The following is a 16,043-nucleotide window of genomic DNA, read 5'->3' on the forward strand; positions in this document are numbered from 1 at the left end:
ACACGAACCCCTGAGTTTCACAAGCTTATCCATCCTTTTAAATCTGATACAGTACTAGTGTTAAAACTGCCGCTGCTTGCCCGGAAACAGCGGACTCCATGCCGCTAATAACGGGCGATTGCAGCCACTTTATCTAGTATTATCTGGAAAATCACATTTAGACCTGCGCCGGATTCCGCAGACAGAAATCTTGCAGGAATTGCAACTTCCGCTCACAGATAAGCTGATATTTGGAGGATTGCTGCACAAAATGCAGGAATTTTTGCTGGCAGCCTATGGATGGAGGAGGAATGCTGCTTTCTGTGCAACAATTTGAGATTTAGGCCAATTGGACGCGGGGAAAGTTGTATTTTGTGCAGGAAAGGTTCAGTTGGAGAGTTGAATGGTGGCATAGGTAAGTGGTGAGTTGGTGAGTTGGTGAGTTGGTGAGTTGGTGGGTGGGTTGGTTGGTTGGTGGGTGAGCGAGTGCAAAAAAAGCGTTCCTGCAGAGAATGTCCGAAGACGCTCTGCAGGAACGCTGGGTGATGCCTGGCTGTGAACTACAGCCGGTTATATTCAGGTAACTCTTCCATTCAGATGCAGAGATCAGCCTGCGTCCGGCAGGTCATCCTCCGAGAACTGGCTGTTATAGAGATCGGCGTAGAAGCCGCCGGCTTCCAGCAGTTCCACATGGGTTCCCTTCTCAATCACACTGCCCTGGTTCATGACCAGGATCAGGTCGGCATCCCGGATAGTGGACAGGCGGTGAGCGATGACGAAGCTGGTTCTGCCGTGCATCAGCGTGTTCATCGCCTTCTGGATCTGCACCTCTGTCCGCGTATCCACGCTGCTGGTCGCTTCATCCAGGATCAGGATGGACGGATCGGCCAGAATCGCCCGGGCGATGGTCAGCAGCTGCTTTTGACCCTGGGAGATGTTGGAGGCTTCTTCATTCAGAATCGTATCATACCCGAGCGGCAGCGTACGGATGAAGTGATCGGCATGCGCCGCCTTGGCAGCCCGCACCACATCAGCCTCTGTCGCCCCTTCCCGGCCGTAAGCGATATTATCGCGGATCGTACCGTTGAACAGCCAGGTATCCTGGAGCACCATACCGAATTTGCTGCGCAGTTCGCTGCGCTTCATATCGGTGATGTTCACGCCGTCGATCACAATCTCCCCGCCGCTGATCTCATAGAAACGCATGAGCAGGTTGATCAGCGTGGTTTTGCCGGCACCGGTCGGCCCAACAATTGCAATGGTCTGGCCCGGGCTGACCTCGATATTCATGTCTTCAATCAGCAGCTCATCCGGCTTGTAGCCGAACTGCACATGGCGGAACTCCACCGAGCCCTCTTCAGCATCTGCTGAACGTTTCGCCAGTGTAGTTGCCACTTCAGGGACTTCCTCTTCCTCATCCAGCAGTTCAAATACACGTTCCGCCGAAGCGATGGTGGACTGGATGATGTTGGCGATATTCGCGGTCTGCGTAATCGGCATGGTGAACTGGCGCGAATACTGGATGAAGGCCTGGATGTCACCGACATCAATTACTTTTTTGGTCACGAAGATCCCGCCGACCACACACACCAGCACATACCCCAGGTTCCCGATGAACATCATCAGCGGCATAATCACCCCGGAGATGAACTGGGAGCGCCAGCCGGAGTTATACAGCTCCTCGTTGATGGCATTGAAGTCCTTCAGGGAATTCTTCTCCCGTCCAAAAGCCTTGATGATCCGGTGCCCGGTATACATCTCCTCCACATGACCATTCAGCTGGCCCAGCGACTTCTGCTGTCCGACAAAATACGTCTGTGAACGCTTGGTGATCAGCATAATCACCACGAAGCTCAGCGGCAGCGTTACGATTGTAATCAGGGTCAGCCATGGGCTGATCGTCAGCATCATTACAATAACCCCGACAATCGTCACAATAGAGGTGATCAGCTGGGTCAAGCTCTGCTGCAGGGTGGTACTGATGTTGTCCACATCATTGGTGGCCCGGCTGAGTATCTCCCCGTGGGTCCGGGAATCGAAATATTTCAGCGGCAGCCGCTCCAGCTTGCTGTTGATCTGCTCGCGCATATCGTATACGACCTTCTGTGCAACACCAGCCATGACATACTGCTGGATATAGCTGAACAGTGCGCTGAACAGATATAGACCGGCGAGCAGGATCAGAATATCATTCACATAGCCAAAATCAATCTTCGCCCCAGGCACATCCATCATCTTGCCATAAGCGCCTTCGAAGAGCTTGGTTGTTGCTTTCCCCATAACCTTGGGGCTGAAAATACTGAATACGGTACTGGCAATGGCCATTACGAATACGATAATCAGCTGAACCTGGCGCGGACGCAAATACCGGATCAGGCGGCGCAGGGTGCCCTTGAAATCCTTCGCCTTCTCGGCGGGCATTCTCATGCCGGGACCGCCGCCCGGTCCACCGCCGAAGCCGCCGTGTCTGCCGCCCTGCGGCGGCTTCGCTGCTTTGTTCTGTTCACTCATGCTATTTCCTCCTCTGACAGCTGCGAGGATACAATCTCGCGGTACACCTCATTGTTGTCCAGCAGCTCACGGTGCGTGCCCATTCCGACAATTTTACCTTCATCCAGTACGATAATCCGGTCTGCATCCATTACCGTGCTTACCCGCTGTGCAACGATAAGGACCGTAGATTCCGTGGTCTCCTCCTTGAGAGCCGCGCGCAGCTTGGCATCGGTCTTGAAGTCCAGCGCGGAGAAGCTGTCGTCGAACAGATACACCTCCGGCTTGCGGACGAGGGCACGGGCAATCGACAGACGCTGCTTCTGGCCGCCGGAGACGTTGCCGCCCCCCTGGGAGATGTTCGAATCGAAGCCTTCCTTCATCGCGGAGACGAAGTCATAGGCCTGAGCCACCCTGGCGGCATGAAGAATCTCTTCTTCTGTAGCATCCTCTTTGCCGTATCGGATATTCTCGTTGATGGTACCGGTGAACAGCACGGCTTTTTGCGGAATATAACCGATCTTGCTCCGCAGATCCTCCTGCGTCATCTCACGGACATCCACTCCGTCCACACGCACCGCGCCTTCTATGGCGTCATAGAATCTCGGTATCATGTTAAGCAGCGTAGACTTGCCTGACCCGGTTCCGCCGATAATGGCGGTAATCTCACCGGGACGCGCACTGAAGGTAATGCCCGACAAGGCCGCCTGTTCCGCACCGGGATAAGCGAAGGATACATTCTCGAACTCCACATACCCGCGCATTCCGTCACGCCCGTCTTCATGGGTTGCTGTAGCCGTAGTCTTCAGCTCTGCGGTGGTAGGGTCCTTAATCTCGGGCTGCATATCCAGCACTTCATTAATGCGCAGCGCGGAGGCGGAAGCCCTTGGAATCAGCACGAACATCATCGAAACCATGATCAGCGAGAACATAATCTGCATCGCATACTGAATGAAGGCCATCAGGGAGCCGACCTTCAGGTCCCCGTCGCCGATACGGATTCCGCCGTAATACAGAATGGCAATCATCGAGAAGTTCATGACGATCATCATCAGCGGCATGAGTCCCGCCATCACCTTGTTGACTTTGATCGCCGTGTCGGTAAGGTCGCGGTTGGCCGTACTGAACCGTCTGTTCTCATGCTCAATCCGGTTGAAGGAGCGGATGACGCGGATACCGGTCAGATGCTCGCGCAGCACCAGATTTAATTTGTCCAGCTTAATCTGGATCGCCTTGAACAACGGCAAACCCTTCATTCCGATGAAGAAGATCGCTCCGACCAGCAGCGGAATTACCACCACAAAGATCAGCGAGAGCTTGGCATCCTCCGACACCGCCATAATAATCCCGCCGATCATCATCATCGGGGCACCGACCATCATGCGGAGCATCATAGTCAATACCGTCTGTACCTGTGTAATATCATTAGTCGTACGTGTAATCAATGAGGCCGTGCCCAGCTTATCGAATTCATGCAGGGTGAAATTCTCCACATGATTGAACATCCGTGAACGGGTATTCTTGCCGAAGCCTGCCGCCACTCTGGCTGACAGATAGCTCGCAATAATAGAGCATATCACACCGCCTGCCGCCACCAGCAGCATGAAGCCGCCGATTCTCCAGATATACGGCTGGTCTCCTTGCACAATCCCTTCATCGATAATGTTACTCATCAAGGTGGGAAGATACAGATCACCCATGGACTGCAGGAATACCAAAATTAAAACCCCTGCGATGGCCAAGCGGAAGGGCTTCAGTTGTTTCATTAATTTAATCATGCTTCTCATCTCCGTTCATTTGTAGCCGGTCTAGGTTAGGCGGCGGATTCTCCTCCATGAAGGTATAGACCTTCATTAGCAAATCCGCCAGCTGGTCGGATTCTTTCTCCCCCAGATACTCCACCATCTTCTGGAGTGTCGAGTCCATGTGGTTCCTGGCCTTGCGTGTAATAATTTTGCCCTGTTCGGTCAACTTGATGCGCACGACTCTGCGGTCGGAGGCATCGGCCTGCCGCTCGACCATCTGCTTGGCTTCAAGACTGTTGATCAATTGGGTTACCGTAGGCGGAGTCAAGCCCAGGAAACGGCTGATCTCCGAGACCTTAAGCCCCAGGTCCGAGGAATGTGACGCCCGTGCAATGCATATTAATAAAGTCATCTCACTTGGCTTATGCCCCTCCACCGAGTGATGCCATAGCCCCTTCCGCAGCTTCCTTAAGGCTGAGAAAAGCTTGTGCCCGACTGTGTTTTCACCTTCCCGCTCTATCCCAATGCTTCCACCTCATTTTAGTTAGGTCTACAAATAATTAACTCCTATATTAATTAGGCTACCTAATTATATTTTCGTGATTGTACTTTGTCAATTCCTGAATGCGCTCTTGATATGTATTTTTTTTCACATGTATACGCACAAATGCTCCCGCGACACGGACGGCCGGGGAGTTCCTGTTCACTTATATCATTGACTGCTCTGCTCCGGCCTAGAATTCCACTCCGTGTTCAACAGCCGTTAAGCCTCTTGTCTTGACCTTCTGGTCTGTGCCTGTACCGATAAGAATGAAGCTAAACAATACCAAAACGCTGGCCGTCATCAACATTGATCTCTTCATGTGCTCTCACCTCCCTGATCAGTTCACGGTAAGCATTCTGCTGGGTATCCGAGGCGTAGTCTCTGTTCAGTTCAAATAAGGTCACACAATTAATGAAATCCTTGCCGCTGTTCAGCCTGATGGTCAGACGCAGACAATGAATGATGTAGTCCAATCCTTTGGCATACTGCTGACGGGAGATATGGTACATTGCGATCTGATAATACAGACGGTACACCCGGTCAACATTGATCGTATCCTGGAATTGTTCAAAGCGCAGCATCTCCCGGGAAAAGCGTGACAACACCGCATCTGCGGAGAACCCGAAGCGGTTGGCCGACTCCATAATGATCACCATGCCGGACAGAATCTCGCCGGGATGCTCTGACAAGAAAGAGATATAGGAGGGCAATACAGAAATGTTGCCCATCAGCAGCTCAAGCGTATACCCGTTCGCGGCGGCAAACAGCTTGAAGCTGTCCACACTGCTGCGCCCCTCGTCATCCAGCATCTCAAACCAGCCCAGGTCCGCATAGCCGGCGGTATATTTCTTGGCCTGCTCATACTCGCCCTGCTTGGTAAGCGCCGAAGCCTTCAGCAGATAGCCGTGCCCGTAATAGACCACCAGCGGACGTTCCGCCTGGAAGGGCTGTCCCGCCCTCTTCCCCTTGCTGCGGCGCAGCTCCTCACGGTAGATCCCGCTTGCTAAGGCCCTCAGCTCATCGGCGAATTTCTCTACATCCTTCCAGCGGTGCAGCGCGAAGCACACCTTCGCCAGCTTCAGCAGCCCGTCCAGCTGCATCTCCTCGGGAAGCAGCCCGCGGTACGGCTCGAAGCTGATTACAGCACGCAGCTTCTGCTCCATATCCACATCGGGAGTTGACTGCAGAGACTTGAAGATACGGTACTGGCTAATCGCCATGCGCTCGGAATAGCTGTCTTGTTCATGGTCTACAATCAGCTTGTAGAACACGATGGATTCCTGGATTCTGCCGCTGCCAAACAGCCTCTCTGCCACCCTGTAGATAATATCGAGCGGCCGCTGATATTCCATAACCCGCCTTAAGACCTCTTCAATGCACATTTGCTTGCCGATCTCGGCACATTTGACCAGGAAGGGCTCGATGCGGCGGCGGGAGATCCGCTCTTCACCGAAGCACTCATCCACATACAGCGGATACAGCCAGCCTTCCGGGAATCCGAAGGCCCGGGTCATGGCATCCAGCTGTCCCAGTGAGATCGGCTTCGGCGGATTGCCGTGAAGAATGGCGCTGAGACTGCCGCGGTTCAGCCCGGAGACTTTGGCAAATGAGGCAAGATTATGGCCCGAGCGGGACAGACTCTTCTCGATTTCCGTACGTAATGTAGTCAGCTTCGCCTCCACCCGGCACCTCCCTATCCATCATTCAGGTTATCCTTCTATTAATTGCCATTATAGGACATGACTATGAAAAGCACAACAAAATGGCCCCACATTTAGTAGGACCACAGTTATCAGACACCGTCAGAAAAACGGTTATATTATAGATTATTGCTGCAAAGCCGCCTTATTCCTGATCCGCTGGCTCTTCTTATTCTTGCCGTAGGGCGCGGCTGCGTTCTTGCGGCTGCGCAGGCTCTCCATCATCAGGTTCTGGGCCATCACGATGTATCCGTCCAGCCGCTGGCTAAGCTCCAGCACCGCATGGTCGCTCAGACTCCGCTCCTGGGCTACCTCCAGCAACTCGCTTCTTAAGTTCTCTATAGTAAGGAACAGCTCATCTTCTCTGTAATCCCGGCCGCTAACATCAGGAGAATTCTGGTAAAGGCTCACGGTCACTCACCTTCTCTCTATCAACTTCTCCCCTATCATAAATCATGATGCCAAAAAACAAAATTTGCAGAAAAAGAAAAAAATGTCGGCGGAATTTATAAATAAGCTGCGTTATTTATAACTTCTCCGGCTGCTCCGGCGGGAGATAACGCTCCCCGAGTACCCCCATCGCAAAAGCAATCCACTCCCTTGCGGCAAAGGACAGATAGCGGTCCTTGCGCCAGATCATGCCCAGCTGCCAGGGGATGACCGGCTCGGTCTGAGGAATGACCGCAATCCGTGAACGGTCGATATCCCGGCAGATGGTCTCCGGCAGCAGCGCAATGCCCATCCCGGCGGCGACCATCCGGCTGATCAGATCCCACTGCGAGCTTTCATAGACTACCTTGGGCTGAAAGCCCGCCCTGAGGCATTCCGAGATAATCCGGTCATGCAGGGCGAAATCCTCCCGGAACAGAACGAACTCCTCTTCTGCCAGCTCTTTGAGCGGCACCTGCTGTGCTCCATCCAGGCGGTGCCCTGCGGGAACCAGCAATTCCAGCCGCTCTTCCACAAAGGTGAAGCTGTGGAACCGGGTCTGGTCCACCGGCAGCACAATCGCCCCGATGTCGAGCAGGCCGGACTCTACGTCATCTTCCACCTTTTTGGCCCCGTCCTCATGAAGCCGGATCGTTACCTCGGGATACCGCCGGTGAAATTCCCCGATAACCGCCGGGAAAAAGCTGGCCCCTACCATGGGCGGCAGTCCGATGCGGATATGCCCCTGCTTCAGATTGCGCAGGCTGTCCAGCTCCGAGGAGAGGCTGGCGAAGGACTCGACAATGTTCTGCGCCTTGACGAGCAGCAGCTCGCCGGCATCCGTCAGGCGGATGCTCCGGCCCTCGCGGTAGAACAGGTCGGCTCCCAGCTCCGTCTCCAGATTGCGGATCATCTTGCTGATGGTCGGCTGGGTAATATACAGCGATTCTGCGGCTCTGGAGAAGCTGTTCAGCCTCGCGGCCTGCACGAAATACTCCAGTTGTCTGATCTCCATTAGGGCCTCCTCCATGTATAGACAATAAGAATGTGAGCTATTCATTCTATTCATTGTACCTATGAAAGAATTAGATGTAAACTTTCAGTAAGATGAAAGGAAGTAATCATGATGAAGAAGATTGCCTTAGGCTTACTGCAGGTGGCCGGACTGACAGTGTTCTCCCTGCTGGTTAACGGATTGACCTCACTGCTGCATATTCCCCTTCCCGGAAGCATTATCGGGATGATTCTACTATTCCTGCTGCTGGAATCCGGCGTGATCCGCCTGAACTGGGTGGAGGCGGGGGCTTCGTGGTTATTGGCTGAGCTGCTGCTGTTCTTCATTCCATCGGCTATCGGAGTGATGAACTATTCGAAGCTGCTTGAATCCTTCGGCCTGCAGGTACTGGCCGTTGTGCTCGTAGGCACCTTTGCTGTTATGGCCAGCTCGGGTCTGCTGACAGGCGTTATCTATAAAGCAAAGGAGCGTAGAAGCTCATGATCACCGGACTCTTATTCCTCGGACTTACCATAGTGGTATACCTTATAACCAAACGTGTCTATGCAGCCAGCGGCAAAATGTACACCTCTCCGCTGATCATTACCCCGCTGCTGATCATCAGCTTCCTGCTTATCACCGGCAGCTCTTATGAATCCTACAATGCAGGCGGCAAATGGCTCTCAGACCTGCTTCAGCCGGCGACAATTGCCTTCGCGATTCCGCTGCACAAGAACTTCAAGGTACTCAAAAAGCACGCCGCCGAAATTGCGGCAGGCGTGCTGTCAGGAACGGTAACGGCTGTGCTGTCCTCGATGCTGCTGGCCAAATGGCTGCACCTGAGCGGAGATCTGGCCACCAGCCTGGTCCCCCGTTCGGTAACCACGCCGATTGCCATGAGCATCTCGCAGAGCATCGGCGGCGTCCCCAGCATCACCGCGGTCTTCGTCATTCTGACCGGTGTACTGGGGACGATGATGGGCCCCTCGGTGCTGCGCCTCTTCCACATTGAGAATGAAGTGGCGCGCGGAGTGTCGCTGGGCACCGCAGCGCATGGCACCGGGACCTCCAAGGCCTTCGAGCTCAGCTCGCTGACCGGCACCATCTCCAGTATCTCGATGATTCTGACGGCCCTGTTCTCCATCGGGCTGGCACCGGCCCTGCTTGCGGTGTTCATACATTAAGCAGCACCCTGCCAGAAGACGGAGTCCTGCCTACAGCTTCACAGGCATTCCGCTCTGGGCGGATTCATACGCGGCGCAGGTGACCTTCAGCGTCTTGTACCCGTCCTCATAATCGCTGAGAATGCGGGAGCGGTCCCCGGTACGGACGGCATACAGGAACGCCTCGCTCTCTACCGCGTAAGGATTGCCCGTATTCTTGTATTCCTTGCTGTCTCCGCTGCGGACTTCAAGGAGCCGCTCCGGGTTCCAGTCGAGCAGCCCGTTTTCATTATAGAAGCTGATTCCGGCCTTGTTCACCTCACCGGGCAGCACGCAGGTATTGGAGATGCTGGCGATAATGCCGCTCTCAAGCTTCAGAGACACGGTGCCCACATCAGCTACGGTCACCCCTTCATGCTTCTCATGCATAATCCGGTTGCCGAACATGCCGTAGACCTCAGTCACTTCACCGGCCAGATATCGCAGCAGGTCAACGATATGCGTCGTCTGCTCCGTGAACTGTCCGCCGGACTGCTCCTGATTGCGCCACCACGCTGCGCCGGGCATTCCGCCCATCCATTCCCCGGTGATCATCCCTACCTTATCCCCGGAGAGCATCTGCTTCAGCCGCTGGATATTCTCCTGGTAGCGGAAGTGATAGCCTACCGAGGTCAGCAGGTTATGCTGCTTGATATCCTCCAGCAGACTGGCCGGAATCATTGTACTTGAGCCAAGCGGCTTCTCGATGAAGAAGGGAATATCCCTGCGGATCAGCGCCCGTTCAATTGCCCCGTGCGACTGCGGCGGCACACAGATATAGACGGCATCCAGCTTGTGGCTGTCCAGCATCTCTGTTATCTCCCCGTACCCTTCGGCTCCATAAGGACGGGCCATCTCCTCACCCTTTGCACTGTTGCTGCCGCAGACCGCCTTCAGCGATACCCCCTCCATGCCTGCCAGCAAATCCGCATGTACCTTGGAGAACCAGCCTGTTCCAACAAGTCCGATATTAAGCGTCATGTGATTACCTCCTGAGTGGTCTGATGAATGCCTTGTCAATAGATTATACCCGCTTAGATCATGACAGAGTAGTCCCGCCACTCCTCAGGGAGCAGTTGACGGTAGGAAGGCTGCATGAAGCGGTCGTCCGCCAGTACAATGACACCGCTGTCGTTCTCGCTGCGGATCAGCCGTCCTCCGGCCTGCTGCACCTTGCACATCCCCGGGTAGATATACGCATAATCGAAGCCGTTCTTGCCCTGCGCCTGGAAATAGCTCCGCAGCAGGTTGCGCTCCAGCCCCACCTGCGGCAGTCCGACACCTACGACCATCACCCCGTTCAGCCGGTCGCCGGGCAGATCCACCCCTTCGGAGAAAATCCCGCCCAGCACGGCAAAGCCGAGCAGCGGCTCCGGGTTATCCGGCCGGAAAGCCGCCAGGAAGCTCTCCCGCTCCGGCTCGCTCATCCCGCTGCCCTGAAGCAGCGTGGGAACTTCAGGATACTTCTCCGTGAACACCTCGTAGACATGCTTCAGGTACAGATAGGAGGGGAAGAAGACCAGATAGTTGCCCTTTTTCGAGACCATGCCTTTGAGAGCATCACTAAGCGGCTGCAAGGAGGCCTCCCGGTCATGATACCGGGTGGATACCGGCAATACAGAGACCTGCCACTGTTCCTTGTGAAAAGGCGAGGCCAGACTCAGACTGTAGTCCTCCTCCCCTGCACCGATCATATCCCTGTAATACGAGAGCGGCGAGAGGGTCGCGGAGAACAGAATCTGGCTGCGGAAGCTCTTGGCCATGTGCTGGAGCAGATGTGACGGATCGAGATTGAACAGCTTCAGATACACATCCCCGCTGCGCACCTCGGCATAGGTGATGTAGCGTTCATCGTAGGTTTTGAAGGTGCGGAGCATCACTTGCACCTCGTAATAAGTATCCAGCAGGCCGCCCGTCCCGTCCTCCTCTGCCTGCGCAGAGCTTACCGGGGAAGAGGCATTCAGCAGCTCCAGCTCAGCTTCGGCCGCGAAGCTCTCCAGCAGCTCCGGCAGCTCCTCCGGATAGGCCGTCCACTCGCCCGCCCCCTTGTCCCCGCAGCTCTTGCGCAGTGCAATGAAGAAGGCATTCACCGCTTTGGCGGCGCTGCCGAGCCGGGGATTCGCCGTTTTGTAGGTCCGGCTGAGCGCCAGGAAGGGCGCCTTGGTAAGCGAAGCAGAATACATCTCCCGGCCCCGGTCCACCAGATTATGCGCTTCATCCACCAGCAGCACGGTGTTCTTCTTGCGCTCCTCGGACAGGCGCTTCAGGCTGATGCGCGGATCGTAGATGTAATTGTAATCGCAGATGACGACATCGCAGGCATAGGCGGCATCCAGGGAGAATTCAAACGGGCAGACCCGATGCTTATGGGCATAGGCGGCGATGGTCTCCCGGGTCATCAGCGTCTCATGCTCCAGCATATCAATCAGCGCGCCATTGATCCGGTCATAATAGCCCTCCGCATACGCGCAGGAATCATTGCCGCAGATCCCCTCCTCCCGGAAGCAGGCCTTCTCCTTCGCCGTCAGCGTAAGGACATGCAGATGCAGCCCCCGGCGGTTCAGCATCGCGGCCGCCTCCTGCGCCGCAATCCGCGTCACTGTCTTGGCCGTCAGATAGAAGATACCAGCCGCTTTGCCTTCCCCCAGCGCTTTGACTGCGGGGAACAGAGTCGAGATGGTTTTGCCGATGCCTGTCGGCGCCTGGGCGAAGAGATTGGCCCCCTCAGCAATTGAGGTGTAGACTGCGGCAGCGAAATGGCGCTGGCCGGGCCGGTACGCCTGGAACGGAAAGGACAAATCCGGGATGCTCTCCCCTCTCTTGACCTGGTAACGGACCATCATCTCGGCATAGGGCGCATACCTGCCTACTGTCTCCAATGCGAAGGCCGTCAGCGCTTCACGGGTCATCTCCCGGTACAGGCTGTACTGCGCCCCGCTTCCCCGCTGCACATAAGTGAGCTTCACCTGTATCGCGGGCAGCTCCAGGTCGGCTGCCAGAATGTAGGCGTACATGTAAGCCTGCGCCCAGTGTACCTCCCGCCCTTCCAGCGAGGAGTCCGGGACTCCGGCCATGGATTTGATCTCCTCCACGGTCAGGCTGCCGTCCTCCGCCGTAAGCAGCCCGTCGCAGCGCCCGTCGATCAGGAACATCAGCTCTCCGTAGGGAATCCCGGTCTTCAAATAGACCTCCTTGCGGTCCCCTTCCTTATATTGCTTCTGGATCAGCTGATGGCTGCGCGTTCCCTCCGCCATAGCAGCTCCGCTGCGGAAGCCCGGCTCCAGACTGCCGCTGCTGTAGGCAAATTCCACGAGTGCCCTCACGGACAGCGTGATTTCTGTATGCTCCATCCGTCCCCACCTCCAATAATTTCAACCCGCTTCTGCGGCGTAAGCTTCATATTCTTCGTTTAACGCCGATATTAACCTGCCTGAGGGAATGGCCTGCGCCGGATTCATTCTAGCCGTAGTTTACGCGCGCTCCAGGGAGTATACGGCCGTTTCTGATTTTTGACATTCCTTCCCTGGCACTGCATAATAAGTTCTATTGATAATGGTATCCTTATGTCCTCATGCCGCAGTTTCCTAGTCAGCCGGGAAACATGTTCATTCTATAGAAAGAAGGCGAAGCTGTGTCATCCCAAACTGTAAAACGATGGCTCTTGAAGCCATTTGTGTTCTTTTCCATTCTTTTTCTGTTCAAAAGCCTCCTGGCCTGGGGTGTGATCTTTGATGATCTGCAATTCTGGCAATCCCTGTTGACGGAGCTGCCCTTTGTTTGGGCCCTGTTTTTCCTGATTGAGCGTTTCGCTTCCAGACGGAAGCTCGGATATTACATGACAGTCAATCTGCTGGTGACTGCGATCTTTTTTGCCGCCATTATGTACTTCAAATATTACGGGGTCATTGTCACTTACCATGCCGCCGAGCAGGTGAATCAGGTCACCGCCGTCAAGAACAGCGTGTTCTCCCTGATGGACCCTTATTATCTGCTAATCTTCACCGATATTATCGTGCTGGGCTTCTACTTCTTCATTAACAAGAACGGCCGCAATTATAAAAAAGACCAGATCAACCGGCGCAGTGGCCGGACGCTGCATGTCGTACTGTTCGCGGTCTCGCTCGGACTGTGCCTGTTCAATATTCTTCCGAATAAGGCCAGCATGAATGAGATCAAGAAGGCCCAGGAGATGGGCATCCTTAATTATGAAGCATACACGATCTTTGCAAAAGATAAAACAGAGCTGGTCCAGGCCAGTGAAATCACACAGAGCACGATTAATCAGCTCAAGGGTACCGATCCTTCCGCCGTCTCGGCTTATGCCGGTGCCGCCAAGGGCAAGAATCTGATTGTGATCCAGCTGGAGTCCTTCCAGAACTTCCTGCTCGGTCTCAAGCTGGACGGCCAGGAGGTCACTCCTAACCTGAACCGCCTGATGGAGCAGAGCCTGTACTTCACGAACTTCTATCAGATGGTCGGCCAGGGCAACACCTCCGACGCGGAATTCGTGGTCAATTCGTCCTTCTATATTCCTCCGCAGGGTGCGGCTACCATGTCGTATGTTGACAAGAAGGTGCCAAGTCTGCCCCGTCTGCTGGCGGACAACGGCTATCAGACGGCCACGTTCCACACCAATGTGGTGGAATTCTGGAACCGGGGTGAGCTGTACAAGGCCCTCGGCTGGCAGAACTATTACGATCACAAGTTCTTCGGTGACGAGGACGCCTTCTTCTTCGGCGCTTCCGATGAGGTGCTCTACCGCAAATCTTCGGAGAAGCTGAAGGAAATGAGCGGTGCGGGCCAGCCCTTCTATGCCCAGGTCATCTCCATGTCCGCGCATCACCCGTTCACTATTCCTGCAGAGAAGCACAAGATGAAGCTTCCTGAGCGGTACGAAGGGACCTTTGTCGGGGACTACATCCGGTCACAGAACTATGCGGACTATGCCTTCGGACAGTTCGTGGATGAACTGAAGGCGGCCGGACTATGGGAGAACAGCCTGATTATGGTCTACGGCGACCATATGGGGCTGCCGATCTATTCGCTGGATCATGACGACAAGCAGCTCATGAAGGAAATCTACGGGGAAGATTACAGCTACGCCCATATGCTTAACATTCCGCTGCTCATCCATGGCGGAGGAATTGAACCGCAGAAGCTTGCGCAGGTCGGCGGAGAAGTGGATATTATGCCTACGGCCGCCAGCCTGCTGGGGGTATCGATGGATCACAACATTCACTTCGGCCAGGATCTGCTCAGCCAGACCTACAATCTGCTGCCGCAGCGGTATTACCTGCCTACCGGCTCCTTCATTTCCAGCTCCGCCCTGCTGATTCCGGGCAACAGCTTCGGGGATAACACCCAGTATCCGCTGGCTACCGGAGCTACCACCCCGGCCGGTACTGAGGATGAATACAACCGCGCGCTGCGGCTGCGCCAGCTGTCTGACAGCTACGTCACCCAGCTGCCGGACAAAGAACCCGCCGCAGAATAACTAGACAAGTAGAAACGGTACCGTCCTATTAAAGGACGGTACCGTTTTGGCGAGAAATAGAAGGATAATGTATAGCGTGGAACATATACATTCGGTGCGACCCCCTTATCCCGGAGTCCTCCATATAAAATCAGTACTTGTCGTAGTCTTGCTCTTTATTTCGCTTTTTCTCTCGGCCAGAAGAAGCTGGAGCGGTCTTCTAGGGTCAGGACCCACTCCGCAAAGGTAGCTGGCGGCATGTTGCGAAGACTCGTATGCATTCTGCGATTGTTGTAAAAGTCCATGTACCGGTCCACCGCTTCATAGGCCTCTTCGAACGTGTCGAAGGCCTCTTTGCGGAACAAATCCCGATCGATATTACTGTGGAACGATTCAATAAAAGCATTTAAATCCGGCGTTCGAGGCGGAATGCGTTCATGGGTCATTTCCCAGCTTTCACACATGTCGCCAAACAGATGGCTGACGAACTGGGGGCCGTTGTCGGTGCGGATCACCGGGCGCGCGCTGCCAGGGGCGCAGTGTTGCTCCATGGCGCGTCCCAGCGTCTGGCAGGCGTGCTTGGCCTCACACGACGATCCGCGGTGATAACCGACGATGACCCGGGTAAACACATCGATAATGCTCAGAACGAAGAAATGCCGGTCCCGTCCTGCCACATATCCGTATTTAATGTCCATCTGCCAGAGCTGGCCCGGGCCGGTAATGACTCGGTTCTCCGGCAACTTCCGGGGATGCTTAAAGCGCTTCTGACGCTGGGGCTGCAGGATCTCCAGCGCCTGACATAGCCGGTAGCTTTTCTTGTGATTGAGCCTCAGCTGGTGCTGGTTCCACAAGCACTTGGCCAGCAGCTTGTACCCGTACACGTGCTCTTCTCCAGCGACCAGTTCCAGGAGCATTTCCTGGATCTGCTCGTCGCTAATCTTCTCTCCCGATTCGGTCAGAGAGTAGCCGGGTACGGGTCTTCCGCGCCCCTGGAGTACGGCCTGTGCATCCTGTGACTTGCGTTTCTTACGGTCGTAGTACGTGGACTCTGCGAGCCCGATGAGACGTAGTACCAACGCTGCGGAATATCCCTGCTTAATGAACATCTCGGCTACCTCGATTTTTTCGGATAAGCAGGGGTGGGCTTTTTTAGCAGTTCACGCAGAATCTCAATCTCTAACTCCTTTTCACCGAGCATCTTCACCGCCTTCTCATATTTCTGCTCGACCTCTACCAGGCGCTTCAGTTCCTCTACCTGCTCCTGGGGGTACGGATGATCTTGTTCTCCATGGGCTTCCCGGTAATCCCTCACCCACTGATTCACCGTGGACGGAGTCACCCCATACTTTCGGGCAACCACCGCCGCCTTAATGCCAGATAACACCTCTTGCGCTGCCTTCTCTCTTGTTCCCGTTAGGTGTCCCATAGTGTTCATCCTCCTCCTGTATCTAGTCTACATTTTTGTGGGGGAGGACTCCAACTTC

The 16,043-nt window shown here is 54.9% G+C and carries 13 protein-coding genes; 3 read left to right on the top strand and 10 right to left on the bottom strand.

Translation table 11 applies throughout. The features are described 5' to 3' along the window. Positions 1-585: 585 nt before the first annotated feature. The 6 genes from MHH28_RS20400 to cidR form a co-directional block, all read right to left on the bottom strand. Complete coding sequence (locus tag MHH28_RS20400) at positions 586-2,490, bottom strand: ABC transporter ATP-binding protein (protein ID WP_405104977.1); 1,905 nt, start codon at positions 2,488-2,490, stop codon at positions 586-588. Continuing rightward, a complete protein-coding gene (locus MHH28_RS20405; RefSeq protein ID WP_405104979.1) occupies positions 2,487-4,247 on the bottom strand; it encodes an ABC transporter ATP-binding protein in 1,761 nt (586 codons plus the stop codon). The genes MHH28_RS20400 and MHH28_RS20405 overlap by 4 nt, the downstream gene beginning before the upstream one ends. Beyond that, positions 4,240-4,626, bottom strand: a complete 387-nt coding sequence (locus MHH28_RS20410; protein WP_405104981.1) for a MarR family winged helix-turn-helix transcriptional regulator — start codon at positions 4,624-4,626, stop codon at positions 4,240-4,242. The genes MHH28_RS20405 and MHH28_RS20410 overlap by 8 nt, the downstream gene beginning before the upstream one ends. A gap of 404 nt (positions 4,627-5,030) precedes the next feature. Further along, positions 5,031-6,440, bottom strand: coding sequence for a DNA-binding protein (locus MHH28_RS20415; RefSeq protein ID WP_405104983.1), 1,410 nt, complete (start codon positions 6,438-6,440; stop codon positions 5,031-5,033). 144 nt (positions 6,441-6,584) lie between these two features. After that, a complete protein-coding gene (locus MHH28_RS20420) occupies positions 6,585-6,869 on the bottom strand; it encodes an aspartyl-phosphate phosphatase Spo0E family protein (protein ID WP_405104985.1) in 285 nt (94 codons plus the stop codon). Between the two features lie 115 nt (positions 6,870-6,984). Continuing rightward, complete coding sequence (cidR, locus tag MHH28_RS20425) at positions 6,985-7,902, bottom strand: cidABC operon transcriptional activator CidR (protein ID WP_405104987.1); 918 nt, start codon at positions 7,900-7,902, stop codon at positions 6,985-6,987. Between the two features lie 111 nt (positions 7,903-8,013). Here cidR and MHH28_RS20430 point away from each other — a divergent pair, with 111 nt between their 5' ends. Together MHH28_RS20430 and MHH28_RS20435 are read left to right on the top strand one after the other, a co-directional pair. Beyond that, on the top strand, positions 8,014-8,385 hold the full coding sequence (locus tag MHH28_RS20430; protein ID WP_405117195.1) for a CidA/LrgA family protein: 372 nt from the start codon (positions 8,014-8,016) through the stop codon (positions 8,383-8,385). Then, positions 8,382-9,065, top strand: a complete 684-nt coding sequence (locus MHH28_RS20435) for a CidB/LrgB family autolysis modulator (protein ID WP_405104989.1) — start codon at positions 8,382-8,384, stop codon at positions 9,063-9,065. Before MHH28_RS20430 ends, MHH28_RS20435 begins: the two co-directional genes overlap by 4 nt. Positions 9,066-9,095: 30 nt before the next feature. On the opposite strand, the gene MHH28_RS20440 is transcribed toward MHH28_RS20435, so the two are convergent. After that, complete coding sequence (locus MHH28_RS20440) at positions 9,096-10,064, bottom strand: Gfo/Idh/MocA family protein (protein ID WP_405104991.1); 969 nt, start codon at positions 10,062-10,064, stop codon at positions 9,096-9,098. Between the two features lie 53 nt (positions 10,065-10,117). Next, entirely contained in the window at positions 10,118-12,433 is a 2,316-nt protein-coding gene (locus MHH28_RS20445; protein ID WP_405104993.1) for an ATP-dependent DNA helicase, read from the bottom strand. A gap of 311 nt (positions 12,434-12,744) precedes the next feature. Here MHH28_RS20445 and MHH28_RS20450 point away from each other — a divergent pair, with 311 nt between their 5' ends. Next, entirely contained in the window at positions 12,745-14,577 is a 1,833-nt protein-coding gene (locus MHH28_RS20450; RefSeq protein WP_405104995.1) for an LTA synthase family protein, read from the top strand. A 155-nt stretch (positions 14,578-14,732) separates the two neighbouring features. Here MHH28_RS20450 and MHH28_RS20455 read toward each other — a convergent pair whose 3' ends face one another. Together MHH28_RS20455 and MHH28_RS20460 are read right to left on the bottom strand one after the other, a co-directional pair. Continuing rightward, a complete protein-coding gene (locus MHH28_RS20455; protein ID WP_405104868.1) occupies positions 14,733-15,665 on the bottom strand; it encodes an IS3 family transposase in 933 nt (310 codons plus the stop codon). 5 nt (positions 15,666-15,670) lie between these two features. After that, positions 15,671-15,985: a helix-turn-helix domain-containing protein gene (locus MHH28_RS20460; RefSeq protein WP_340750738.1), complete on the bottom strand. Its 315-nt coding sequence runs from the start codon at positions 15,983-15,985 to the stop codon at positions 15,671-15,673. Positions 15,986-16,043: the final 58 nt, after the last annotated feature.

This window comes from Paenibacillus sp. FSL K6-1217, from assembly GCF_045040735.1.
In the GTDB taxonomy this organism is placed as follows: Bacteria; Bacillota; Bacilli; order Paenibacillales; family Paenibacillaceae; genus Paenibacillus_AQ.

Coding starts and splice junctions, on each gene's coding strand:
- MHH28_RS20400 (WP_405104977.1), bottom strand. CDS start 2,490: ATGAGTGAACAGAACAAAGCAGCGAAGCCGCCGCAGGGCGGCAGACAC.
- MHH28_RS20405 (WP_405104979.1), bottom strand. CDS start 4,247: ATGATTAAATTAATGAAACAACTGAAGCCCTTCCGCTTGGCCATCGCA.
- MHH28_RS20410 (WP_405104981.1), bottom strand. CDS start 4,626: ATGACTTTATTAATATGCATTGCACGGGCGTCACATTCCTCGGACCTG.
- cidR (WP_405104987.1), bottom strand. CDS start 7,902: ATGGAGATCAGACAACTGGAGTATTTCGTGCAGGCCGCGAGGCTGAAC.
- MHH28_RS20430 (WP_405117195.1), top strand. CDS start 8,014: ATGAAGAAGATTGCCTTAGGCTTACTGCAGGTGGCCGGACTGACAGTG.
- MHH28_RS20435 (WP_405104989.1), top strand. CDS start 8,382: ATGATCACCGGACTCTTATTCCTCGGACTTACCATAGTGGTATACCTT.
- MHH28_RS20440 (WP_405104991.1), bottom strand. CDS start 10,064: ATGACGCTTAATATCGGACTTGTTGGAACAGGCTGGTTCTCCAAGGTA.
- MHH28_RS20445 (WP_405104993.1), bottom strand. CDS start 12,433: ATGGAGCATACAGAAATCACGCTGTCCGTGAGGGCACTCGTGGAATTT.
- MHH28_RS20455 (WP_405104868.1), bottom strand. CDS start 15,665: ATGTTCATTAAGCAGGGATATTCCGCAGCGTTGGTACTACGTCTCATC.
- MHH28_RS20460 (WP_340750738.1), bottom strand. CDS start 15,985: ATGGGACACCTAACGGGAACAAGAGAGAAGGCAGCGCAAGAGGTGTTA.